Here is a 23,537-nt window from a genome sequence, read left to right on the forward strand (position 1 = left end):
GTTTAATGATTGATTATTGTTATAATATTACAATTTTCTCATTCAGTTTCTTCTTCTCAATCAACAAACGAGTTTAATCCAATGATAAAACGCCCACCGGTTGCTCTTCTTAATGATTGGCAGCTTCTTTCCCCGGCAGGAAAAGTTTTGGTCGCGAATAGCCTAAGTTTTAACTTAGGTTTCTATATGTTGATGCCTTATTTAGCTGACCATTTACAAGGTTTAGGTTTAAGTAGCGCCTATATTGGGCTGGTTATCGGTTTACGGGTTCTTAGTCAACAGGGGCTCTTTTTAGTTGGAGGGACTCTCGGTGATTGGTTTGGCTATAAACCAATGATTTTGTTTGGATGTATGGTGCGTATTGTCGGATTTTTAATGCTTGCACTGAGTGTTGAATTACCGTGGATTATCGTTGGGGCTTTCGCCACTGGATTTGCTGGTGCACTGTTTACACCGAGTAGTCAAGCGTTTCTGGCTGCGGAATATCCTGAAAATCAACAACGAAATCGAGTCTTTGCATTACAAAACCTTGCTAGTGAAGCCGGCATGTTATTAGGGCCTTTGCTTGGTTTGATGTTATTAAGCGTTAGTTTTACGTTGGTTGGCGTGTTATCTGCTGGTATTTTTGTCCTCTTACTGTTGTTGCAATGGTTTTTTCTACCGGATCAAAAACATCAAATAAACCGCTCAGCTCAACAGCCATTTTGGCGAGACTGGCTAGAGATGTTACACAATAAACCTTTTATGGCCTTTGTGATGGCCGCTTCAATTTATCAGGTATTATTTCATCAACTGTATATGGCAATACCTTATCATGCGCGCGTAGAAACTAATGACCCTAGCATTATTACTTGGGTATTTATGGTTTCGTCACTGATGGGGGTGACACTACAAATGATAATAAGCCGTTGGATAGATCGCTCATTAGGCACAGCAAAAGGGATGGGATGGGGAATGTCACTGATGGGAGGGGCATTCTTAATCCTGACTCTATCTTTTCCGCTTTGGCCTGCATTGCCGTTTGTTTTATGTGCCGCATTACTTAGTTTTGGCTCAATGATGGTTTTTCCGTTACTGAGCGCTTACGTGCCTAATTTTGCCTCTTCAACGAAATTGGCTAGCTATTACGGTTTACAAGCTTGTATTGGCGGTATTTTTGCGTTTATTGGCAATAGTCTCGCAGGTTGGTTGCTAGGTTTGAATTTTTCAACCAACTGGATTTGGATAACATTAGCCTTATTAGGTGTTTTCTCTGGTGTATGGCTGCATCGGCAAACGTCACGTGCAGCGTTTTAAAACCGTAAGGTAAAATTCAATGCTTGTTTAACCGCTCAACGTTCGTCGGGTATCAAAACTTAGCCCGATGAACGTTGAGTACTGCAAAACTACTGAGAGTTTTTGAGCTCCCCCCTGCTTTATTTAAGGAGCTTTCTCGATCCAATAGCATTCACTGAACTGACCGCAAACACGGATAACGTTATTAATGCCACTGATGGGGCAAGGACGACCCAATAGCTGCGTTCAATATAGGGCATTCCTTCTGCAAGAATCCGCCCCCATTCAGGACTGGGAGGCATGGCTCCTAAGCCTAAAAAACCAAGAGAGGCGAGAGCAAGAGCAATGCCTGGTACACGTAACATAGCATGACGTAATAATGGTTTAATAACGGCTGGCCATATATAAAATAGGTGGCGATGAATCACCCCAACACCCATAAGTGGTAACATTTGGATATAAGGTCTGGCTCGAACTTCGGTTGTCAATGCTGCCGCATGAGCGGCGATAGGTGCCCAACTAATAAGAATAACAGAGAGGGCTGCGCCATATAAGCCAGGGCCATAGATTGCTGCGATTAACAAGCCACTCACTACCGGAGGGAGTGCGTTAGCGACTTCGATCGGACCGGTCATTAATCGAGGGAATTGACCAATAAGCAAACCAATCATAAGACAACAGATGGCAACGCCAATCGCCAATAAGCAAGTATAAAGGCTTCCATGAGCAACTCGAGCTAGTAGATCTCGTCCCATAGCATCGGCTCCAAAGGGTAATAACAATGAAGGCGATTCGAGTCGCATAAATTCGATGGTATAAGGATCTCGCCCCAAGCCAAATAACATCACACCAGCCAATATCATGATGCATAGTATAGGAACTCGCCGTGTGTTTTTACTCATCGTGATATCTGATTCTTTAGGTAGCGGCATTGCACCTTGTGTCAGAGCTCGACCTAACAGCAAAGCCTTGATGATGTTTACAACCACGCCAACTATAAACGCCAGTAGAAGAATGAATAAAATACCCAGTTGCAGAGTGGGTAAGTCTTTTGCGATTGCAGCTTCGAGAGTTGTTCTTCCCAAGCCCGGTATAGCAAACACTTTTTCGACCGCAATCGCCCCTCCTGTCAATGACACGATGACTAAACCAATCATTGGTAGGACGGTTGTTAAAGCTCGTTTACATACCGCTAAAATAATATGGATACGGCGAATGCCAGCCACGCTCCAAGTTGCGACCCAAGCTTCAGTAAAAACTTGTGCGATCGCATCAGAAAATAAACGACCTAAATACCCCCCCGCAGGAATACCTAATGCTAACGCAGGCAAAATAGTATAACTAAAACCATACCAACCGAACGGTGGTAACCAGCGCAGCCATACCGCACCAATTAAGAGCAGTAACGATGCGAGTAGAAACTCCGGTAGTGCGGTTAATCCAACAGCAAGGATGCCATTGCTTCGATAGGCTTGACCTTTTAACCCTCGACGCAGTGTTGGCAGAACTAGACAGAATGCGATAAAAAACGCCACCCCAAGAGCAAGCGTCATTAACTGTAATGATACGCTTGCTGCGTTCAAGATATCATTAAGAATTGGCTTGCCAGTAACCCATGATATTCCCGCATCGCCGCGTAGCAAATTCGTTAACCAGTGCAGCATTAATGGTAAAGGACCTTGGTCTAATCCTAGAGATTCACGGATAGCGTTTAAGGTTTCCTCACTTGGATCTTGCTCAGCTGAACGTGCTCTCAGTAAAGCTAAAGCGGGATCTTGCCCTGATAGCCAAGGCAACAAAGCAATGATAACGACAACGCCCGCCATGGTAAAAATGCGCGAGCAGAGCGTCACCAACGTCGGAATATTAATGCGTGATACTTGCCAAGGCATGCCTATTTTTCTCGTGAATCGTGGTGTTATTATCATCGATAGCGAGGCCATTATTGGGATATTTCAATACTTGTGGCCAGGTAAGTTTGATTGCTAATTAAAGTACGCTCACGAGGATCACGTTCGGCATGGCGAACACGAGTAGATTCTCCTTGAATAACTCGTTCATGCAGCATAGGAATAGCCGCATCACTAGCTAAAATCAGTGCTTCAGCGTCCATAATAGCTTGTTGTCTTTCTAAACCTGCAGGTAATTGAGAAGCTTTTTCCAACGCTTTGTCAATGTCTGATTGGCAGAGTTGGGCAATATTAAACGACCCCTTACAACTGAAATCGCTGTACATATAAGCCACGGGATCGCCGGAATCGAGCACGGTTGCCCGAGAGAGAATAAAGGCGTCAAATTTTCCCGCTAAAGCATCCGCTTCAATTTGAGAGTATTCGCGTACCACTTGCTTGACCGTAAACCCTGCTTGCGTCAACTGTTGAGCTAAATATACCGCGACTTCTGGAAGCTCTGTGCGATCGGTAAATGTGGCTAAAGTAATGGTGGCACCATTAGGGTAACGTGCTGGTATTGGATGCTCAATGGGTTGGCGTAATTTCGCTGCCCAAGGGATAGCTGGACCAAGTAGACCTTGAGCTACATCAGCACGTTTTTCATAGACAGTATTAACGATTTGTTCTCGATTAATCGCTTCACGAACGGCCGCTCTCATCGTAGGATCGACCATAACTCCTTGACGAGTATTAAGATACAAGGTGTTGGTTCGTGGCATCGGCACTTCATGAACTAGGCTTGGGTCTAATAAAGGAGCTTGAGATACCGGCACGGCTTCGACGATATCGACAGAATGTGTACGCAGTGCGGCAGCTCGGGCGAGGCCATCGGGAACAAAACTGACGTCAATCCCCGCTGCTTTGGCAGGTTCGCCCCAATAATGTTCAAAACGATTCAGATGAGCACTACTCGTTCCATTAACCGTAGCCAATACAAACGCCCCCGTTCCTGCATTAATAGGGTTAATTACGCCATTATCAGCATAAGCATTGTGTGACAAAATCGATAACTGTGGACTTGTTAAACGTTGCGGTAGCAGTGGGTCTGGCGTTGCAGTATGTACAATTACCGAGTATTCACCGTCAGCCTCAATAGTCAGATCAACGCCATCCAAAATACGTGGCTTAGGTTTCGCTGTTGCTGCAGTATTGAGAGCATTGACAACAGCCTTGGCATTAAAGGGCGTACCATCATGAAAAATCACTTCAGAACGTAACTGAAATTGCCAAGTCGTTGGACTAAGTCTTTGCCACTCAGTTGCTAATGCAGGAGTGAGGTGCCCTTCATCGTTTAAATTAAGTAGTGTTTCGGCCGTACTCCATCGAGATAATTTGAATGCATCATCACTTAACGGCGTTAAACCTGAGCGTGGCGGTAATAACATAGCAATTCTAATTCGATGATTATCATTTTCAGCGAAGGGGGCCGTCTTGTTATCTGAGTCAAAACAGCCAGTTAATAAAAACAAAGGGGCAGCAAGGCCAAATATTAATCCAATTTTTACCTGTAGCATCGCGTTGTGAATCCTTACATAATTAAACTGTGTGGGAAGATGATCGATCATGGAGAGGGTGGAAATTGATTCTAGGTACTGCTTCAATCAATCTTTGGCTGTAAGCGTGTGCGGGTGATAGGATCACATCATGTGTCGCACGATCTTCAATAAGTTGTCCTTGATGCATGACTAACATTCGTTCACAAAGATCCGATACCAACGAAATGTCGTGGGTCACGACGAGTAATCCCATCTGGTTTTCATGACAGACCCTTTTCAGTAACGACTTAATTTGCTCTTTCAATGGTAGGTCAAGGCCACTTGTTGGCTCGTCTGCTAATAGAAATTTAGGTTGTATAATCAATGCACGAGCTAATGCAATCCGCTGAGCTTGACCACCTGACAGTTCACCAGCCTTCTTATAAAGAATACTAATCGGTAACTCGACTTGTTTTACGGCACCTTCTAACGCGGTTTGGCAAGGTTTTCCTGCGGTCAATCGTTTCAACGGTTCCGCGAGCAGTTTTGCTACGGTTTGACTGGGAGGCAAGGCGGTATGAGGATCTTGTGGGATATATTGTACTAAGCGACGATAATTTTTTAGCACTCGCCAAGAGGAATGGATAATAGGAGTTCCAGCACAATATATTTGTCCAGCTTGGGGCGCGGCTAAGCCTAGGATTAACTTTAATAGTGTCGATTTACCACTGCCAGATTCACCGACTAGGCCGATGCGTTCTTGTTGGCCAATAGTTAGCGACAGTTGATTAATGATAGGGTGTGCTTTGTCCGCTCTCCAACCGGTCGTGTGATAACTGTAATTGATGGCATTGAGCATAAGGAAATGCACACACGGGTCGATATTTTTTAGCATGCACTGGCCATCCTAGCAGGTACGATAAGGTCATTGAGATGATTTTTACTTGCCGCTTGAACCAACTGCTGGGTATACGCATGGGTGGGGGATGTAAGCAACTCATTCATGCTGCCTGTTTCTATAATTCGACCATTTTGCATCACAATCGCTCTTTGACACAGTTGAGCTGCGACATTAATGTCATGAGTAATGAACAGTAAAGAGAGACGACGGCTATGTAGCTGTTGATCGTGATTACAGCTCTCTCCACAACATTGCTGAAGTAACGTGATGACCTGTTTTTGATTAATGACATCGAGTGCGGTAGTCGGTTCGTCGGCGACGAGCAGGCTTGATCCACTTAGCAATGCAAAAGCAATACATAAGCGTTGGCGTTGTCCGCCAGACAGTTCACAAGGTAAACGAGACAGTATATTGGTTAATTGCATCTTATCCGTTAGTGTTTGTAGCTCATGCTGTGAACGAAGATGAGTACTGAGCATCATCTGCTTACCGACACTCATCAGTGGGTTGAGTGCACTGAAACTATCTTGAAATATCGTCGCGACACGTGATTGAGCTTGACGAACCAGAGTGGGTTGGTTTGCGATATTATCGCCATCGAAATCAATGACTCCCTCAATATGGCAGTAAGGGGGTAAAGTTCCGCTGATCGCTCGAGCGGTCAGTGATTTCCCCGATCCCGAAGCGCCTAATAAAGCAACGCGTTCCCCCTCATATAACTGAAAGCTAACGTTATCCAAAAGTTGAGTTCCATCAATGCGTAAGCTTAAGTTTCTGACATCTAAAATCTTTTTCTTATTTTTCATAATACGAACTTTTGGATTGATTGAAATACGTTATAACATAACAATCTTGTCATGATTATAAATAACTTTCAATTTGATTTTTATATCATTTAATAGGCAACGAGTTGCTCTTTGGTTAAATCTTCGTTTGATGAAAAAGGGGGAAATGCTGTCATTCCTATCTAATGAACACAGTATGTCTGTCTGCGTTATAGGAATTCCTACTGTCATGAACAAAAGTTACAAAAGATAAAGATAGTTACATTAATCGGGTGCTCAATATTCGATTGATGAAGGGTTGTTAGAATAACGGCATAATTTTAACAATCTTATAAAAAGGTAGAATATGTTAGCCAATAATATGACCTCCTCAAAAGATAAGCGGATGATTAATATCATCTTTGCTCTATCGGCTGCTGTGATACTCTTTTCGACTCTGTCCAATAACTTACCAACAGGAATCATTGGTGCGATTGGCATCATGGTTGTGGTTGGTTATATCCTAAACCTAATTGGCGATAAAACGCCGATTGTAAATCAATTCTTTGGTGGTGGGGCGATTGTGGTCATTTTTGGCTCTTCCTACCTTTTTCATAGCGGCATAATGCCACATGAAACCACCGAAACCGTGACCACTTTTGTTAAAGGCGGTGGATTTTTATCCTTTTTTATCGCCAGTCTAGTGACTGGATCCATTCTTGGCATGGACACGCAGGTTCTTAAAAAAGCGGCGCTAAAATACATTCCAGTGATCTTAGGCGGTGTTGGGTGTGCTTTTTTATTTGCGGGCATTGTTGGCAGTTTATTAGGTGAGGGGTTCTTTGCCTCTGTCATGTTGATTGCTTTACCGATCATGGGCGGCGGTATGGGCGCTGGTGCGGTACCTTTGGTTGAAATTATGTCGGGTAATACAGGCATGTCAGCCGAAATGCTGTTGTCGAAAATGGTTCCTGCATTAGCGATAGGTAACGCGATAGCGATTGTAATCGCAGGGCTGCTGGATAAGTTGGGTAAACAATATCCGTCATTAACTGGCAACGGACAATTGCTTCGAGGCAGTCGTGAACAACCAGCGGTTTCTGAAAAAGAGTTACCGGTATCGATCAATGTGTTAGGGATAGGCGCACTGCTGGCTATCACTATGTATTTCGTTGGCACGATGTTGAGCGATGTGATCAGCATGCACCCTTATGCTTTAATGATCCTATTTGTCGCATTGGTCAAAGTCATGGGGTTGATTCCACGGGAGTTAGAAAAAGCCGCTCATGGTTGGTATAAGTTTGTGGTGGATAACTTAACACCAGCGTTACTGGTCGGAATCGGTGTTGCTTACACTGATCTTAACCAAATTCTCGCCTCATTGACGATGGTCTATTTCTTAATGGTTCTGTCAACCGTGCTCGGTGCGGTAGTTGGGGCAGCGTTGATGGGCCGATTAATCGGCTTTCATCCTATTGAAGCGGCGATCACCGCCGGCTTATGCATGGCAAACATGGGTGGAACGGGAGATGTGGCGGTGCTTGCGGCCAGCAAACGGATGGAGCTTATGCCTTTCGCGCAAATTTCATCACGCATTGGTGGGGCTTTGATGCTAATCATGGCGACCTTCATCATCGAACTCTTAAAATGACGCCTTCGATTAACGCTTTACGGGTTAAGTTGTGTTAGTGATAGTCAGCACTATAATTACCAATAGTATGATTGGGCTTCGATTGTACTTCGGGAAGCATCGCTATGCGTGATCGTATTTTGAGCGCGGTATCGGCTCTAGATTGACCGACACTGATGACAGTCTCTGAGTGACGTTGAGTCACAACTTAGTGGTTTCGATAAGCGTTTAATTGCCCCCTCGATAAAGGAAAATACATGTTCTATCTACATATGCTGCTTCTTTTTGCAGTGATTTTTACTGGTATCCGTTATGGCGGTATCGCGTTTGGTTTGCTTGGTGGCTTAGGGGTTTCGGTTCTCGCGTTTGTTTTTGGTGTCGCTCCCGGAACGCCGCCAATTGGCGTCATGCTGATCATTTTAGCAGTGGTATCGGCTTCAGCGACATTAGAAGCCACCGGTGGATTAAAATTGTTGGTTAAATACGCAGAAAAAATGTTGCGTAAACACCCTAATCATATTGTTTATCTCGGCCCACTTTGTACCTATTCATTAACGGTATTAGTCGGCACAGGTCACTCGGTATATCCGCTGTTGCCAGTGATTTACGATGTTGCGTATAAAAAAGGCATTCGACCTGAACGACCAATGGCGATCGCGTCAGTGGCATCACAAATGGGGATCACCGCCAGTCCCATCGCCGCTGCGGCTGCGGTATTCATGGCCACTGCTGCTGACAATAATTTAGATATTGGTTTGCACAACGTGTTGATGGTGACAATACCAGCCACGCTGATAGGTCTATTGGTTGCTTGTACGTGGAGTTTAAACCGAGGCAAAGATCTCGATAAAGATCCTGAGTTTCAAGCACGTTGCCAAGATGAAGAATTCCGTAATGGCCTTATCGATCCTGAAGCCGAAGTCGCCGAGGGCTCTAGTGAAGATAAAAAAGCCAAAACAGGTTTATTGGTGTTTATGCTGGGTATTGCCTCTGTCATTTTTGTTGCCATGTTTGGTAAAGAGTTAGGGTTACTACCGAATGGCGTCAATATGTCGGTTGCGATTCAGTTTTTAATGTTGTCAGTTGGGGCAATCATCTTACTGACCACCAATATTCAGCCGTCGAAAATCGTCAACAGCCATGTCTTTATTGCTGGGATGACCGCGGTAATTATTATCTTTGGTATTGCTTGGCTCAGTGACACCATCATCAGTTATCATAAAACCTTTTTGATCGATATGGTGCGTGATGTGGTGAATCATCATCCATGGACTTTTGCGATAGCGATGTTTGCTGTCTCTATCTTCTTAAAAAGCCAAGCGGCGGTATTAACTATTATGTTGCCATTGGGTTTTTCGTTAGGGATCCCAGCAGAAGTGATCATTGGTGTATTACCAGCTTGTTACGCGTATTTCTTCTTTCCGTTCTACCCAAGCGATCTCGCTGCAATAAGCTTCGACCGCTCAGGGACAACTCGGATCGGCAAGTATGTATTAAACCATAGCTTCTTGATGCCAGGATTTATCGGTGTTTCAACCGCAACCATCGTGGGCTATTTTTTATCGATGGCCATTAATGGTTAACGATTAGGCGCACTCATGATTCACTCATTCTTATTATGCCAGCGATTAAGTGGTGAGCTGGCTAAGGATGAGTGAACTCAAGAGAGCAAAATTATTTGACCAAATGATACAAACGGCGCGGTCTACCGCCCGTTTTATAGTTTAGTGCTAAGCGAACCACTCCTTCTGATTCTAAAAACTCCAGATAACGACGAGCAGTAATTCGGCTCACATTCATAAGTTCACCAATCTCATCCGCTGAAAATTCGGCTAACTGTGGTTGTTTTAGGAGTGTTTTCAATGATGCTAAGGTCGTGGCGTCGATCCCTTTGGGAGTTTGCCTTAATGATTTAATGGCTGATTTACCGAGAATATCATCGATATCACCTTGATCAACGGTGGCAGTACGTGCCAATTTTGCTGTGTAATGTTTGTAATCATCTAATGCTTGATGGACTCGTGAAATTCGCAGTGGCTTAACCAAATAATCGGTTACACCTAATTGAATGGCTTTTTGTACGGTGGTGGTTTCACGCTCGGCGGTCGTCATAATAAAATCACAGCTTATTTGTTGCTTGCGTAATTGACGAATCACATCAATGCCACTGCCGTCTGGTAGGCTAATATCGACAAAAATCAGCTGCGGTTGAAAAGCGGTATATTGCAATAAAGCATCGGCACAACTTTCACTGACAGCAACGACGATAAAATCAGGATGTTGATTAATCGCTGATTCAAGCATATAGCTAGCTCGGTGATCATCTTCAAGTAACATCACAGTTGTTTTATTCATAATGGAGAACTTTATTTTTATCTAAGTAAATACTAAATAGGGTGGTATTCTCGTCGGTTCTTTCCCAGTCAATACTGCCATTAAAATTATCGACCCATTGTTTGACCAAATACAAGCCTACGCCACTTTGTTCATGATCGAGTTTCGTTGTTACTCCAAACTCTAGAATATTTTTGGCAATTTGTTCGCTCACTCCAGTGCCACTGTCTTGTATTTCAAAAATAATATGATTACTTCGATCACTAAGATAAATATGCACTAAAGGAGAGCAGCTCGCCCGATTTTTCCACGCCGCAAGTAAAGCATTATCAATAAGATTGCCCAATATAGTCACAAACTTTTCAGAAAGATTTTTCGGATAGCTTGATAAATGAGTATCTTCATCAATAATAAACTTAACGCCAATTTCTGAAGCTTTATTAAACTTAGCCAGTAGTAGACCTGCAACCACACTATCATTGACTGAAAAAACAATATTATGAATGATAGACTGGTAACGATCGGTTTCTTGTTGGATAAATTCAATCGCCTCATGGTATTTTTGACTTTGTAACATACCAGATAAGACATTTAATTTATTAGAGTATTCATGAGTTTTACTGCGTAAGAGTTGAGCATAGTTTTTAAGATAAACCACCTCACGTTCAAGTTCATTTTGTTCCAGATTAGGAAAAAAGACAATAACTTGGCCTTTAAGTCCTTTCGGAGTAGTAATAGGGTAAATATCTACTTTGTAGTTTAATTGACCAATTAAAAATTCACCTTGATGTAATTGGCTCGGTTTAGCTAAAACCAAGTGACTTAATGGTGTTGAATAACGGGAGAGTGGTTGGTTTAAATAATCATAACGATTACATACCCCCATAGAGAGCTTCTGCATCGCACTATTATTGATGGTGGTAATATTCATATTGTTATCTATGGCAATAATCGCATCACGAATACTGTCTAGCACCATTTCATGCTCACGAAACTTATGAATAATAAATTCCGGTTCATAGTCAAGAAACGTTCGTTTCATTTTAAAAACAAACGCACTGCTGATCCCGATGCCTAGTAAATAGACCACAGCAATTAAGCCACCAAGATGACCATATTGTGCCAATAAAATATCCGATGTTTTCTCAGATAAATAACCGATACTAACCGCACCAATAACTTCGTCTTGCCAGTAAATAGGTGAGAAATTACGAATGGCTTTACCTAAAGTTCCTGAATGAATACTGCTGTATTCAGCGCCTTGGATTAATACCGGATAAATATCCTCACCAATGAATTTTTGACCGACTCGCGTTGCATCGGGGTGGCTTAACCGAATCGCCTTTTTATCCACAACCACAATATAAGAAGCATCGGTTTGGGCGCGGATATGTTCCATATAACCAGCAATTGAGGCATTAGGGAGAGCTAAATTTTGTGCTTTAACCGCATCAATCACGGCTGGGTCATTGGCGATAACGCGCGCTAACTCTAAGCCACGAGCTTTAAGCCCCTCAGTATAAGAGTTCTGGAGCAGAAAGAAGATCGCACAAGTGACGACAATCACAATCGAAGACGTTGTCGCAATCGTCGTTAATGCTAAATAACTTTTTAGTTTCATGCTCCCGCCTAACGATGATGGACTGTACGTTTAGCCCTGATAACCAAGATAAAAATAAGATCATCAGTATATCGTGAAACCGCAACAGAATGTGCAGCTATCCGTGAACGCAGTTCGCGAAAATGTGAATTAAGGCAGCAATAAAAGCATGATTGATTCGGCATTATGCAACAGAGCCTAAAGCCTCTTAGGTGTGCTTATGTTAGGGTGAGACGATGGTGTTAGGTGCCAAATCAAGATAGTAAACCACTTGATCTGGCGTTAAATGATGTGGCGTTGTAGGTGAGCGTTGAGTGTCGAGATCAGCGAGAATGCATAAGGAATAAAACATGGACGATTTATCCCCTTCCGATTTAAAAACCATCCTGCACTCAAAGCGCGCCAATATGTATTACCTAGAATACTGCCGCGTGATGCAAAAAGATGGCCGCGTACTTTATCTCACCGAAGCTGATAAAGAAAATCTCTACTTCAATATTCCGATTGCGAATACTACCGTTTTGATGCTCGGAAACGGCACCTCCATTACTCAAGCCGCTATGCGCATGCTCTCACAGGCTGGTGTATTGGTCGGGTTTTGTGGTGGCGGCGGTACGCCACTGCACATGGCTTGCGAGGTGGAATGGTTTACGCCGCAGAGCGAGTATCGCCCGACAGAATACTTACAAGGTTGGCTCTCATTCTGGTTTGATGATCAAAAACGCTTGGCCGCCGCCAAACAATTTCAAAACGCGCGGATTGATTACTTACAGCGCGTTTGGCGATCAGACCGAGAATTAACCCTTGAGAAATTTAATCTGCAAGATGAAGTGATAAAGCAATCGTTGGAAACCTTCCATCAGCGTACTGAAGCCGCGAGCAAACAATCCGACTTATTGCTCACCGAAGCGCAGTTGACCAAAGCCTTATACAAGTACGCTGCCAATAACACTGGCAAAGATAGCTTTACTCGCCAGCATCAGCCAGACAAAAAATCCACCGATAAAGCCAATGACTTTTTGAATCACGGTAACTACTTAGCCTATGGCCTTGCGGCAAGCTGCTTGTGGGTGTTGGGTATTCCGCACGGTTTTGCCGTCATGCATGGCAAAACCCGCCGTGGCGCTTTGGTGTTTGATGTCGCCGACTTAATCAAAGATGCGATTGTGCTGCCGTGGGCGTTTGTTTGCGCCAAAGAAAACGCTACCGAGCAAGAGTTTCGCCAGCAAATTCTACAATCTTTCATTGAACACAAAGCGCTCGACTTCATGTTTGACACCATGAAACACGTTGCACTGCAAGGCAAAGAGGAAGAAGAGAGTGAGGGTCGCGTTTTATGATGGTCACTTTTGTCTCTCAGTGTGAGAAAAACGCCCTCAAGAAAACCCGCCGCGTACTGGATGCTTTCGCCAACCGCATTGGTGATAACACTTGGCAAACCCTCATCACCGAAGAAGGGCTGCTCACGGTGAAAAAAATGCTAGGCCAAACCGCCAGTCGCAGTACCGCAGTCAGTTGCCACTGGATCCGCTCTCGCTCGCGCAGTCAGTTGTTGTGGGTGGTGGGTAACAAGAAGAAATTTAATGCAGCAGGATATGTGCCAGTAAACAGTACAGAGAAAGACCTGTTGAACAGTGAATTTGAAAATGATTGGAAATATTTACCCCTGATTAAAGCGATAGCCGGAATGGCCGCTTTGCTGCACGATTGGGGTAAAGCCTCTTTACTTTTTCAGGAAAAGTTAAATCCAGAAATTAAAACCAAGCACAAAGGTGACCCGCTACGCCATGAGTGGATATCTTGTTTGCTTTTTCAGCAATGGATTTCCAATCAAACACATGAACGTCTTGATGAGGTTTGGCTAAATTCATTGATTGATAAAGGCATTGATGAAACTTGCTTTAACACCAACGTTTTACAAAAAGAGAAAGCACTTGCTGAATTGCCGACAGCGGCGGCTTTGATCGCTTGGCTGATCGTTTCTCATCACCGCCTGCCTCTACCCAAAGAGAAAGACTTGTGTGATAGACAACGAGAAGTTGATAACTCGTCGCTGGCGGATTTACTTGCCAGAATTACCCCAGCATGGGGTTATGAAAACCGCTTTGATGAGTACAACGCGCTGCTGCCGAAATGTTTTGAATTTCCGTTAGGTCTGCTCTCTAATTCCTCGATTTGGCTTGCCGAACTTAAACGTCGTGCCAAGGATCTATTGCATCATCTACCTTTACTCGATCAGGCAATCAATGATGGTAGTTGGCGAGGGATTCTACACCATGCTCGTTTGTGCTTGATGTTAGGTGACCACTATTACTCTTCACAGCCTAATGATCATCAATGGAAGACATCGATAGAGCTGTACGCCAACACCGATCCCAGCACCAAAGCGCGTAAACAAAAGCTGGATGAGCACTTAGTGAATGTTGCTAAAGTCGCGGTGAACACAGTGAAGTTACTGCCGTTTTTTGAAACCGAACCGCTCAAAGCCACCGAGCTCTACGAGCTTGTACCTAAGGCCAACACGCCTAAAGCATTCCGTTGGCAAGACAAAGCGGTACGCAAAATCAATGAGTGGCGAGAACACACGGAAGATAAAAGCCAAGGCTATTTTGTGGTGAACATGGCCAGTACCGGCTGTGGCAAAACCATCGCTAACGCCAAAATTATGCAGGCGTTATCTGAAGAGGGTGAAAGCCTACGATTTATCTTGGCACTTGGTTTGCGCACACTCACTTTGCAAACCGGAGACGAATATAAGGAAAGACTCAAACTGCAACAGAGCGATTTAGCAGTACTGATTGGCTCTAAAGCCATTTCGGAGTTGCATAAATCGGGTAAGGCGGTTGAAAAAGACGACATTGAACCTGAACAAGCTGACGTTGGTTCTGAGTCTTTGGAGAGTCTTCAAGATGAAAACGATGTTCTGGATTGGCAAGGTGTGCTGCCTGAAGAAGAGCTCACGACCGTTTTAACCAAAGAAAAAGACCGAAAACTTCTGTATGCCCCAGTACTGGTGTGCACCATCGACCACATCATGGCCGCGACCGAAACCAAGCGTGGTGGACGCTATATTCTGCCCTGTTTACGTTTAATGTCATCCGACTTGGTGATTGATGAAATTGACGACTTTACCGGTGATGATCTGATTGCGATTGGCCGATTAGTGCATCTGGCAGCCATGCTGGGGCGCAAAGTGATGATTTCCTCTGCCACCATACCGCCGGATTTAGCATTGGGTTTATACAATGCCTATCGTCAAGGATGGACAGTCTTTGCCGCCAGCCGTGATCGAGTCAGCGCTGTTAATTGTGTTTATGTCGATGAATTTAGCGCTGATGTTCAGATGGTGGGCTGCAATGATTCGGACTTAGCTGCCTATCAGGAGTTCCAGCAAAGCTTTGTTTCTAAACGCGTGGATAAGCTAAAACAGCAGGTCGCGAAGAGAAAGGCCGATATCATTCCATGCATTAAACAGAATGATCAACCGCTAGAAAAACAGTACTTCGAGACAGTGAAGCAAGCGGTTTTAGCCAAACACCAGCACCACAACACGTTAGAACCAGAAAGCCAAACCAGGGTGTCGTTCGGTGTGGTTCGGGTTGCCAATATTCAACCTTGTGTCGAATTAACCCAATATCTACTCAGTTGTGATTGGCCCTCCGATACCGAAGTGCGCTGCATGGCTTATCACAGCCAGCAGGTTCTGTTGCTGCGCCATGAGCAAGAAAAGCATTTGGATGAGGTACTCAAACGTAAAGAGAAACCGGAAGAATTACCCGCTGCTTTTGCTCACCCAGTGATTCGTGAACATCTAACGACTTGCCAAGCGAAAAACCTGATTTTTATTTTGGTTGCCACCCCAGTTGAAGAAGTGGGGCGTGACCATGATTTTGACTGGGCGGTAATTGAACCCTCATCTTTTCGTTCGATTATTCAAATGGCAGGTCGGGTGCGCAGACATCGCGATGGCGAGATTCAGGAGCCCAATATTGGCTTGTTGCAATACAACGTCAAAGGCTTCAGGGGCGGCGCTGAGCGAGTATTTAATTATCCCGGTTATGAAACAGACAGCGCCACCCAGCTCGCCACTCATGACTTATCTGAGTTGGTGGATGAAAAGTCGCTGCTACAAGCGGTTAATGCCATTGTCCGTATTCAAAAGCGAGCAGTACTAGAACCTCGCAACAACTTAGCGGATTTAGAGCACTTTGCCATCGCGAAAACCCTTGGCACCGATCAAATTGGCAAACCACAGCAAGCGAATACTAGTCGTCAGGATAGATACAACCGTAATCGTCGCAGTCGCTCGCCGCAGTCATGTTGGTATGAGCATCTGCACGGTCATATTCACGGCTACTGGTGGCTTACTGCACTGCCACAATACTTCAAGCGCTTTCGTAAAAGTGAACCGACAGTGCAAATCTACTTAGTTAAAAAAGAGCGCAGCATTGAGTTTTGTTTGCGTGAAGAGGGGATGCCTTCAATCGATGAAGTGTTAAATATTAAACACCTGCCGCTTCCACCAATGCAGCAACAGAAGCTCTGGCTACAGCGTGATTACAGCGAGCTAGTCAGTTTATACAGCCCTAGTGCTGAGCAGGAGTTCGCCACCTCTGTGCGCTATGGCGAAATCAGTTTTATCTACCGTGAAGGTAATCAGCAATACAGCTACAACGACCAACTAGGCTTGGTTAAGGTTAAATAATGGAAAAAGAAAAGTGTGAAATAAAACAAAATCTAGACAGGCTGATAAAAAATAGGCCGGATCTAGTATTTAAAAAAACAGACAAGAATGGTAAGGCAAAACCTGATTATTTTAAGGTCTTAGATAGGGTGTTGAGACATAGCCCGCAGAGTTATTTGCCTAAATCAGTTTCTGAGTGTGATGCCTGTCTATTGATGATTAGTTCTATTAATGAAGGCACGACTACATTTAAATATGAGATTACTTTTAAGTTTATGTGTGAGCATTCTCATCCCAAATTGACTGAGTTGTGGACTTTACTTGATATTTCTAGCGATGAATCAGCGGGTTTAGTTGAACTTGCAAAAGGTTTTTGCGCTGAAAGATTAGAAGCATATTTCTTGTTTAAGGATGGTATGGCTCATGATGAAATTGCTAATTTTGAAGCCGATGCTGTAGCAGGATTAATCGAAAAAGTTGCCCAAGACAGCAAGCATGGCACTGTGGTTAGTCACCCTTGTAAAATGAGTCATCCTGCTTGTAAGTACCCGAGAGTGTATTCTACTGATTTTAAAAAAACTCAAGATGGTTATCTTCGGAGTGGTAATGCGGAGACATTTTTTGATTTGCATATCAATGCTACTCAATTGAAGGTCTACAAATTCCTGTCTTTGAAAATAAACGACGTTTATATTTTAGAGCACTTAAAAAATTCTAATGTTGCATTGCTTGCCGAAACATTCGGACTTAGTGGAGCGTTTTTTGAGAATATTGTGAATATGTTTACTGATTGCATTTATTCGCAATCTGTTGACACTGATAGGTTTGTAAAACAAGTTTATTTTCCGATTGGTTTTGAGCAGTACCATCAACTTTCTCTGTTAACACCAGCTGGTTTGGTCTTCAATATGAAAGCCAAAATTGATTGGATTACCAGTCGTTCACCTCAAGCTTACTCTGGGAAGAAAGCTAGAAAGAACAATGATTATCATGAACTGGGTTACAAAACGTTATCGGATCTTACGGTAACAAAGCATGGTGGTGATCATCCTAAAAATATTTCTGGTTTAAATAATAAATACCAGACTTACTATTTGTTATCGTCCATACCTCCGGAGTTAACACCTCGCGATATTCGTCTGCCGAGAGCGGATTTTTTCAAAGAGAGTTTTACCGCTTGGCAAGCCAAAGAAATCCTTGAAGCGCTGCATCGACTCTTTCAAACCGACTACAACAACATCAATCTCCGTGATGGGCGCGACTACCGCATTCAGCAATACGTTGATTTGGTGATTGAAAAAATGTGGCAAGTACGCCTGTTTCTTGAAGCGTATTCCGGTGAATTATCGAGTGCGTTGCCTTTGGAGCAAAAAATCTGGCTCTATCCAGAGTTTGCTGAGCAGCGTCATCAGGAAGATGAGTGGCTCGATAAAATCATTCGCCACATTGCACGCGGTTTAATCAACCATTACAGCCGCAGCAAAGTGATCGCCAGTCCCGTCACATTGGCAGACCACGAGCTGCTGGCGATAGAAAAGGTGGTTGCCAGCAATAAGGAGAACTTGCGATGAACGTATTGATTTTACCGCATCTTAAAATTCACAACGCCAATGCACTTTCAAGCCCCTTTACTATCGGCTTTCCGGCCATGACGGCATGGTTAGGTTTTGTGCACGCCTTAGAGCGCAAGCTCAGCCAATCTGGGTTATCCGATCTCATGCTGCATAGTGCTGCGGTGGTGAGCCACCGTTGTGATGTACAGACTCATAAAGGCGAAGGTGACTATGTTTATTCCATTATCGGTACAGGTAATCCACTCGATAAGGATGGTTCACGCTCGGCATTTATTGAGGAAGCACGCTGTCATTTGGATGTGTCCCTTGTCATTGAATGGAGTGGTAATAAGGATGAAGTTCAGCAGCCAGAGTTTATCCAGCAGTTGCAAGCAGTGATCGCGACGATGAAAGTGGCAGGAGGTGACGTTCTTGCTGTTGGGAAGCCCTCAGTTAAATCTGTGATCACTGAGGATGATACTGGCAGAGTTCTGCGCCAATTAATGCCTGGTTATGTGCTAATCGAACGCCGCGATTTAATGATTGACGCCATGCAGCAAGGTGATGACGCAATAGATGCGCTGCTGGGTTATCTCACCGTGCACCACCATTGTGAACAGTTTGAAGAGCAAAGTGTTGTTTGCCATAGCCAACGCAAGACGAGTGGCTGGATTGTGCCGATTGCCACTGGTTTTCAGGGTATCTCGCCATTAGGTGAAGCCAAAAATCAGCGCGATCCATCAGTGCCGCACCGCTTTGCCGAAAGTGTGGTCACGCTAGGCGAATTTGTCATGGCACACAAAATCAAACATCTCGATGACATCCTTTGGCAATACCACACTGATTTAGAAAACGATCTCTACCTTTGTCAGCAAGTTAACCCTATCAACGAACATCAATAAGGAAATTTCTCATGGCTAAAAATAACGACACAGCTTCAGTTCTGGCATTTGAAAAAAAATTAGTTCCATCCGATGGCTACCTTTTTGGATGCCAGTGGGAAACCAAAGAGCAAGCAAAGCCATTAGCGCTGCAAGAAAAATCAGTACGCGGCACGATTTCTAATCGCTTAAAAGCGGCGGTGAAAAATGATCCCGCTAAGCTGAATGCGGAAGTTGAAAAAGCAAACTTACAGCGAGTGGATGCTTGTGCGTTGGGGCAGGATCACGATACTTTGAAGTTGCACTTCACACTCAAAGTATTAGGCGGGCTTGCTCAACCTTCGGCATGTAACAATACGCTGTTCAAACAGAGTTACAGTGCTGCGGTTTCGCAGTATATTGCCAAATATGGCTGTTTTGAGTTGGCGAAACGCTACGCTAGCAACCTTGCCAATGCCCGTTTTCTATGGCGCAACCGAGTTGGTGCAGAAGACATTGAAGTGCAAGTCAAGGCGCTTAACAAAGGAGCGGAGCAAACTTGGACTTTTGATGCCAAACAATTTAGTACACGTCATTTTGATCATAATGATCAGCATATTAATAGCTTGGCAGAACGTATTGCCAAAGCTTTAGCCAGCGAGTCTGAACATTTGATGCTGCAAATTGATTGCTATGCCAAAGTCGGTAAAGCCCAAGAGGTTTACCCAAGTGAAGAGTTAGTGCTCGATAAGGGCAACAGCAAAACCAAGAAAAGTAAAATCCTGTATGCGGTTAATGAGCATGCTGCGATGCATTCACAAAAAATTGGTAACGCACTGCGTTCCATTGATACTTGGTACCCAGATTACGCATCTGAAGAGCAAAGTGCAGGAGCCATTGCGATTGAACCCTATGGCGCTGTCACTAATTTAGGAAAGGCGTTCCGTACCCCGAAAGACAAGCAGGATTTTTATACCTTCTTCGATAAGTGGGCGCGTGGTGAAAACTTGCCTCGTGAAGAAGATGAGCATTACGTTATGGCGGTATTAGTGCGTGGTGGTGTATTTGGCGAAAGTGACAAATAGGTGGCAGTGATGAACTACTACCAAGAGATCACGTTATTGCCAGATGCCGACATCGCAGTAGGCTTCCTGTGGCAAAACGTCTTTCAACAAGTGCACATTGCTTTGGTGGAGCACAAAGTGGGTAGCAATCAATCTCTGGTTGCGGTCGGTTTTCCTGATTATCGTCAAGCAAAGTTTCCGCTCGGCGCTAAGCTGCGTCTCTTTGCAAAAGAGCAAGCGACATTGGAAAAGTTGGATATCCACCGCTGGCTAACTCGGCTAGAAGACTATGTGCACATCAAAGGCATCAAATCCGTACCAAGCGATGTAACTTACGTCAGCTTTTTACGCAAGCAGGTGAAATCGCCCGAACGAATAGAGCGAGATATGCAGCAAAAAGCGGCACGATGGGCTGCTAAATCGGGTCAATCGCTTGCAGAATGCTTAGCCGTACTTGAACAAAGTAAGCCCACAGAACTGTGCCGTTTGCCGTTTATTTACCTACATAGCCAGCAAACTAAGCAGCGTTCACCCGATAAAAACAGCAAGTTTCCGCTGTTTATTGAGATGCAGCCGCAAAGCACATCTCAAGATGGGGGCTTCGATTGCTATGGTTTAAGTAGCAAAGCGAATGGACAATCAGCATTGGCTACCGTGCCGCACTTTTAAATTGAACGAAAAAGGGTAGTTTTTACCCTTTATTTTTGCTCTTTAAAAATAAGCTTTAAATACAATAAGTTACAACTGGTGGTTTTTGACAAGGTAAAAAGATGATTTTTATCCTAACTGACTGTTGTAACTTATTTTTATTGATTTATTCTATTGTTCACTGCCGCACAGGCAGCTTAGAAATATAGATGATATACCGCTGTAGGTTTATCCAAGTTCACTGCCGCACAGGCAGCTTAGAAAACAATTGCCCTTGCTTCATTAATGACGCTTTCGTTCACTGCCGCACAGGCAGCTTAGAAATGATGATTACATCCCTAAGCTTTACGCCACATGTTCACTGCCGCACAGGCAGCTTAGAAAAATTGATAATTCCCGATATGGTCAGGGTTTGTGTTCACTGCCGCACAGGCAGCTTAGAAATTAATGCTTGCGAAACCACAGGTAAGAAACCAGTTCACTGCCGCACAGGCAGCTTAGAAATCCAGAAGCTGTGATTTCCTTGTTCCACTTTCGTTCACTGCCGCACAGGCAGCTTAGAAATGTTAATACAGGGAGTAAAAATCCTGCCATGGGTTCACTGCCGCACAGGCAGCTTAGAAAATCAAAGAAAAGGAAGGCAAACAACGCCTTGTGTTCACTGCCGCACAGAAACACCGCTTTAGTTCACTGCCGCACAGGCAGCTTAGAAAAGCACTTGGGCTGGTTGCGGATACGTCAATAAGTTCACTGCCGCACAGGCAGTTTCATTGTTACTGGGAAAGTTGTCATAATTATTTATTTTTTGATATGCAATAGGTTATTGATAAGTGTCGATTCTTTATTACATTAATCAATGTTACGTTCGGTATAAGGTTGGCTAAAGGGTATAAATCCTCACCTTTGGTTGTTAATTTAGCGAATGGAACTATGGAATGCGAAGACAAATAGAGAAAAGTTTGCTGGATGATTTGCGAGCAGAGCTAAGCAGCAAACCTAGCAAAGAGTGGCGAACATACAAGTGTACGCTTGTTACCCCTATGTACGGTGGCGGGGTAAAGGCGGGCGAAGTCGATAAAGACATGCCGATTCGAGCTAGCTCAATTCGTGGGCAATTACGTTTTTGGTGGCGCATTGCTTGTGGGCCGTTTAGTAGTCCAAAAGAGATGTTTGATAGAGAGACAGAGATTTGGGGTGGGATTGGCGATAAGGCAGCTGTAGCGAGTCAGGTGGAGATTAGAGTAAAGCCACTTGATCTAGGTAACTATTCAGTAAAAACAGTTAATGAATTTAAGCGTCAACCTTCAATAGGAATTAAGTACGTATTGGGTTCTGTTAATGGCTCTAGTGCAAAATTACCTTCGATATTATCTAACGAAAAAAATATCCCATTTGATATAGATATTTACAGTACCGAAGAGGTTAAGCCTGATGTAGAAATTGCCCTACGGTGGTGGGCTAGCTTTGGAGGTATTGGAGCCAAAACTCGCCGTGGTTTTGGCGCGGTGGATGTAGAGGGGCTCGATTCTATCTCTTTAACTGATTTTGATCATGCGCAAACAAGCAATGGGTGTAAATTAGAGTATATTAAGAAACATTATGATACGGCTGATCAAGCTTGGGAAGCCGCCACTGAGTTGCTATATAATTTTCGTCAAAAACCTAGCATCGGCCGAAATAAAAAGGGTAATGGTAAGGAGGGACGTAGTTTTTGGCCGGAAGCCGATCAATTACGTCATTTGACAGGTAAGAATGATAATGGACGTCATATGCCGGAATTTGAGAAGAATTTGACTTTTCCTAGGGCAGCTTTTGGCCTTCCCATACAGTTTCAATTCCCAAGGAAAAATAATGACCCTGATGAGATGAAGTTATGTCCAGAAGACTCAGAACGTTTGGCAAGCCCCCTCATTCTACGACCTTATTTAGATAAAAATAAAAAATGGCGAGCGCTGGCGTTACTGCTACCTAATTGGAAAAAAGCGTTAACTCAGCCCTTAACATTAGAACAAAAATCGTCAGAGAGTAGAAAGGTGACTTATCCAGTTAATCATTGGCCAGATGAAGATCAGCAAGTTGAGAGAGATAGGCTCACTAACGACATCAAACCAATGAAAGGGAGAGCTAACGACCCTCTTTCCGCCTTCCTCGACTATTTTAAACAAGGACAATAACAATGAAGTATTTAGTCGCGATTAGTATTGGCCCTGTTCAAAGTTTGATCGAGGCGGGAAGGCGTAGCCAAGATTTGTGGTGCGGCTCGTGGCTATTGTCCGAAGTCTCAAGAGCGGTAGCTTATAACTTACACCAAATACAAAACGGTTGTTTGATTTTCCCAAGTCCAAATAAACCAGATGAAGAGCTAAAGCCTCAAGATCCCGATTCAGATAGCCAGATAATAGAAGCCAATATTGCCAATGTGATTCGGGCAGCAATTCAAGTCGATGATATTAGTCAGGTTCGTGACATTGTAGAGAAGGCGAAACTGGCCGCCGAAGCGCGTTTAATGCTGATTCTCGATACTGTACGAAATAAAAAATTAGATGGTTTTACTATTGATTGGGCGCGTTTTGAACAACAAAAAGACGGTATTCTCGATACGTATGCCGCGTGGGTGAAGCTTGAGGCAGATCAGTATGGCAAAGCTTCGGAGCGTTTGGGAACGTTGCTCTGAGGGATCCCCTCATAATTTCCCCAAAGCGCAACCGTACCTGAATAGATTTTGAGCAAGTATGGTTGCAGCTACGAGCAAGTCTTTCCTCGTTATTGCGTAGCCAGAATGCCGCAGAACTTCCAT

The 23,537-nt window shown here is 44.0% G+C and carries 17 protein-coding genes and 1 CRISPR repeat array; of the genes, 11 read left to right on the plus strand and 6 right to left on the minus strand.

Annotation, left to right across the window (positions count from 1 at the left end; translation table 11 throughout):
• Positions 1 to 81 precede the first annotated feature (81 nt).
• Positions 82 to 1,296, plus strand: a complete 1,215-nt coding sequence (locus AACS00_RS05670) for an MFS transporter (RefSeq protein WP_110166757.1) — start codon at positions 82 to 84, stop codon at positions 1,294 to 1,296.
• Positions 1,297 to 1,415: 119 nt separating this feature from the next.
• Here the strand turns inward: AACS00_RS05670 and AACS00_RS05675 are convergent, their stop codons facing one another.
• Genes AACS00_RS05675 through AACS00_RS05690 form a run of 4 tightly spaced genes read right to left on the minus strand, consistent with a single transcriptional unit; the run spans position 1,416 to position 6,409 of the window.
• Complete coding sequence (locus tag AACS00_RS05675) at positions 1,416 to 3,167, minus strand: ABC transporter permease subunit (protein WP_240004046.1); 1,752 nt, start codon at positions 3,165 to 3,167, stop codon at positions 1,416 to 1,418.
• Between the two features lie 50 nt (positions 3,168 to 3,217).
• On the minus strand, positions 3,218 to 4,741 hold the full coding sequence (locus tag AACS00_RS05680; protein ID WP_110166758.1) for an ABC transporter substrate-binding protein: 1,524 nt from the start codon (positions 4,739 to 4,741) through the stop codon (positions 3,218 to 3,220).
• A gap of 22 nt (positions 4,742 to 4,763) precedes the next feature.
• Positions 4,764 to 5,597 carry an ABC transporter ATP-binding protein gene (locus AACS00_RS05685; RefSeq protein ID WP_110166759.1) on the minus strand — a complete coding sequence of 278 codons (834 nt, stop codon included), beginning with the start codon at positions 5,595 to 5,597 and terminating at the stop codon, positions 4,764 to 4,766.
• Positions 5,591 to 6,409: an ATP-binding cassette domain-containing protein gene (locus tag AACS00_RS05690; RefSeq protein ID WP_110166760.1), complete on the minus strand. Its 819-nt coding sequence runs from the start codon at positions 6,407 to 6,409 to the stop codon at positions 5,591 to 5,593. The genes AACS00_RS05685 and AACS00_RS05690 overlap by 7 nt, the downstream gene beginning before the upstream one ends.
• Before the next feature lie 364 nt (positions 6,410 to 6,773).
• Here AACS00_RS05690 and AACS00_RS05695 point away from each other — a divergent pair, with 364 nt between their 5' ends.
• Positions 6,774 to 8,018, plus strand: a complete 1,245-nt coding sequence (locus AACS00_RS05695) for a 2-hydroxycarboxylate transporter family protein (protein WP_258306838.1) — start codon at positions 6,774 to 6,776, stop codon at positions 8,016 to 8,018.
• Between the two features lie 236 nt (positions 8,019 to 8,254).
• On the plus strand, positions 8,255 to 9,580 hold the full coding sequence (locus AACS00_RS05700; RefSeq protein ID WP_110166762.1) for an anaerobic C4-dicarboxylate transporter: 1,326 nt from the start codon (positions 8,255 to 8,257) through the stop codon (positions 9,578 to 9,580).
• A gap of 91 nt (positions 9,581 to 9,671) precedes the next feature.
• Here AACS00_RS05700 and AACS00_RS05705 read toward each other — a convergent pair whose 3' ends face one another.
• Complete coding sequence (locus AACS00_RS05705) at positions 9,672 to 10,352, minus strand: response regulator (RefSeq protein WP_181397474.1); 681 nt, start codon at positions 10,350 to 10,352, stop codon at positions 9,672 to 9,674.
• Positions 10,345 to 11,952 carry an ATP-binding protein gene (locus AACS00_RS05710; RefSeq protein ID WP_110166763.1) on the minus strand — a complete coding sequence of 536 codons (1,608 nt, stop codon included), beginning with the start codon at positions 11,950 to 11,952 and terminating at the stop codon, positions 10,345 to 10,347. The genes AACS00_RS05705 and AACS00_RS05710 overlap by 8 nt, the downstream gene beginning before the upstream one ends.
• A 329-nt stretch (positions 11,953 to 12,281) precedes the next feature.
• On the opposite strand from AACS00_RS05710, the gene cas1f reads away from it, so the two are divergent.
• From cas1f to AACS00_RS05750, 8 genes are all read left to right on the plus strand, one after another.
• Complete coding sequence (gene cas1f, locus AACS00_RS05715) at positions 12,282 to 13,271, plus strand: type I-F CRISPR-associated endonuclease Cas1f (protein ID WP_110166764.1); 990 nt, start codon at positions 12,282 to 12,284, stop codon at positions 13,269 to 13,271.
• Complete coding sequence (gene cas3f / locus AACS00_RS05720) at positions 13,268 to 16,636, plus strand: type I-F CRISPR-associated helicase Cas3f (RefSeq protein WP_110166765.1); 3,369 nt, start codon at positions 13,268 to 13,270, stop codon at positions 16,634 to 16,636. The genes cas1f and cas3f overlap by 4 nt, the downstream gene beginning before the upstream one ends.
• Positions 16,636 to 18,186: a type I-F CRISPR-associated protein Csy1 gene (locus tag AACS00_RS05725; RefSeq protein WP_258306839.1), complete on the plus strand. Its 1,551-nt coding sequence runs from the start codon at positions 16,636 to 16,638 to the stop codon at positions 18,184 to 18,186. The genes cas3f and AACS00_RS05725 overlap by 1 nt, the downstream gene beginning before the upstream one ends.
• Positions 18,183 to 19,070, plus strand: coding sequence for a type I-F CRISPR-associated protein Csy2 (gene csy2, locus AACS00_RS05730; RefSeq protein ID WP_110166766.1), 888 nt, complete (start codon positions 18,183 to 18,185; stop codon positions 19,068 to 19,070). Before AACS00_RS05725 ends, csy2 begins: the two co-directional genes overlap by 4 nt.
• A gap of 11 nt (positions 19,071 to 19,081) precedes the next feature.
• Complete coding sequence (gene csy3 / locus AACS00_RS05735) at positions 19,082 to 20,113, plus strand: type I-F CRISPR-associated protein Csy3 (RefSeq protein WP_110166767.1); 1,032 nt, start codon at positions 19,082 to 19,084, stop codon at positions 20,111 to 20,113.
• A 9-nt stretch (positions 20,114 to 20,122) separates the two neighbouring features.
• The gene (gene cas6f, locus AACS00_RS05740) at positions 20,123 to 20,761 is read left to right on the plus strand and encodes a type I-F CRISPR-associated endoribonuclease Cas6/Csy4 (protein ID WP_110166768.1); all 639 of its coding nucleotides are present in this window, start codon (positions 20,123 to 20,125) and stop codon (positions 20,759 to 20,761) included.
• A 155-nt stretch (positions 20,762 to 20,916) separates the two neighbouring features.
• Positions 20,917 to 21,453: a CRISPR direct-repeat array (repeat unit 28 nt; unit sequence GTTCACTGCCGCACAGGCAGCTTAGAAA).
• Positions 21,454 to 21,675: 222 nt separating this feature from the next.
• On the plus strand, positions 21,676 to 22,914 hold the full coding sequence (gene cmr1, locus AACS00_RS05745) for a type III-B CRISPR module RAMP protein Cmr1 (protein ID WP_110166769.1): 1,239 nt from the start codon (positions 21,676 to 21,678) through the stop codon (positions 22,912 to 22,914).
• A gap of 2 nt (positions 22,915 to 22,916) precedes the next feature.
• Positions 22,917 to 23,414: a type III-B CRISPR-associated protein Cas10/Cmr2 gene (locus tag AACS00_RS05750; RefSeq protein ID WP_110166770.1), complete on the plus strand. Its 498-nt coding sequence runs from the start codon at positions 22,917 to 22,919 to the stop codon at positions 23,412 to 23,414.
• Positions 23,415 to 23,537: the final 123 nt, after the last annotated feature.

Source organism: Vibrio sp. 11986-1-5 (genome assembly GCF_963878025.1).
Classification (GTDB): Bacteria; Pseudomonadota; Gammaproteobacteria; order Enterobacterales; family Vibrionaceae; genus Vibrio; species Vibrio injensis.

Coding starts and splice junctions, on each gene's coding strand:
- AACS00_RS05670 (WP_110166757.1), top strand. CDS start 82: ATGATAAAACGCCCACCGGTTGCTCTTCTTAATGATTGGCAGCTTCTT.
- AACS00_RS05675 (WP_240004046.1), bottom strand. CDS start 3,167: ATGCCTTGGCAAGTATCACGCATTAATATTCCGACGTTGGTGACGCTC.
- AACS00_RS05680 (WP_110166758.1), bottom strand. CDS start 4,741: ATGCTACAGGTAAAAATTGGATTAATATTTGGCCTTGCTGCCCCTTTG.
- AACS00_RS05685 (WP_110166759.1), bottom strand. CDS start 5,597: ATGCTAAAAAATATCGACCCGTGTGTGCATTTCCTTATGCTCAATGCC.
- AACS00_RS05690 (WP_110166760.1), bottom strand. CDS start 6,409: ATGAAAAATAAGAAAAAGATTTTAGATGTCAGAAACTTAAGCTTACGC.
- AACS00_RS05695 (WP_258306838.1), top strand. CDS start 6,774: ATGATTAATATCATCTTTGCTCTATCGGCTGCTGTGATACTCTTTTCG.
- AACS00_RS05700 (WP_110166762.1), top strand. CDS start 8,255: ATGTTCTATCTACATATGCTGCTTCTTTTTGCAGTGATTTTTACTGGT.
- AACS00_RS05705 (WP_181397474.1), bottom strand. CDS start 10,352: ATGAATAAAACAACTGTGATGTTACTTGAAGATGATCACCGAGCTAGC.
- AACS00_RS05710 (WP_110166763.1), bottom strand. CDS start 11,952: ATGAAACTAAAAAGTTATTTAGCATTAACGACGATTGCGACAACGTCT.
- cas1f (WP_110166764.1), top strand. CDS start 12,282: ATGGACGATTTATCCCCTTCCGATTTAAAAACCATCCTGCACTCAAAG.
- cas3f (WP_110166765.1), top strand. CDS start 13,268: ATGATGGTCACTTTTGTCTCTCAGTGTGAGAAAAACGCCCTCAAGAAA.
- AACS00_RS05725 (WP_258306839.1), top strand. CDS start 16,636: ATGGAAAAAGAAAAGTGTGAAATAAAACAAAATCTAGACAGGCTGATA.
- csy2 (WP_110166766.1), top strand. CDS start 18,183: ATGAACGTATTGATTTTACCGCATCTTAAAATTCACAACGCCAATGCA.
- csy3 (WP_110166767.1), top strand. CDS start 19,082: ATGGCTAAAAATAACGACACAGCTTCAGTTCTGGCATTTGAAAAAAAA.
- cas6f (WP_110166768.1), top strand. CDS start 20,123: ATGAACTACTACCAAGAGATCACGTTATTGCCAGATGCCGACATCGCA.
- cmr1 (WP_110166769.1), top strand. CDS start 21,676: ATGCGAAGACAAATAGAGAAAAGTTTGCTGGATGATTTGCGAGCAGAG.
- AACS00_RS05750 (WP_110166770.1), top strand. CDS start 22,917: ATGAAGTATTTAGTCGCGATTAGTATTGGCCCTGTTCAAAGTTTGATC.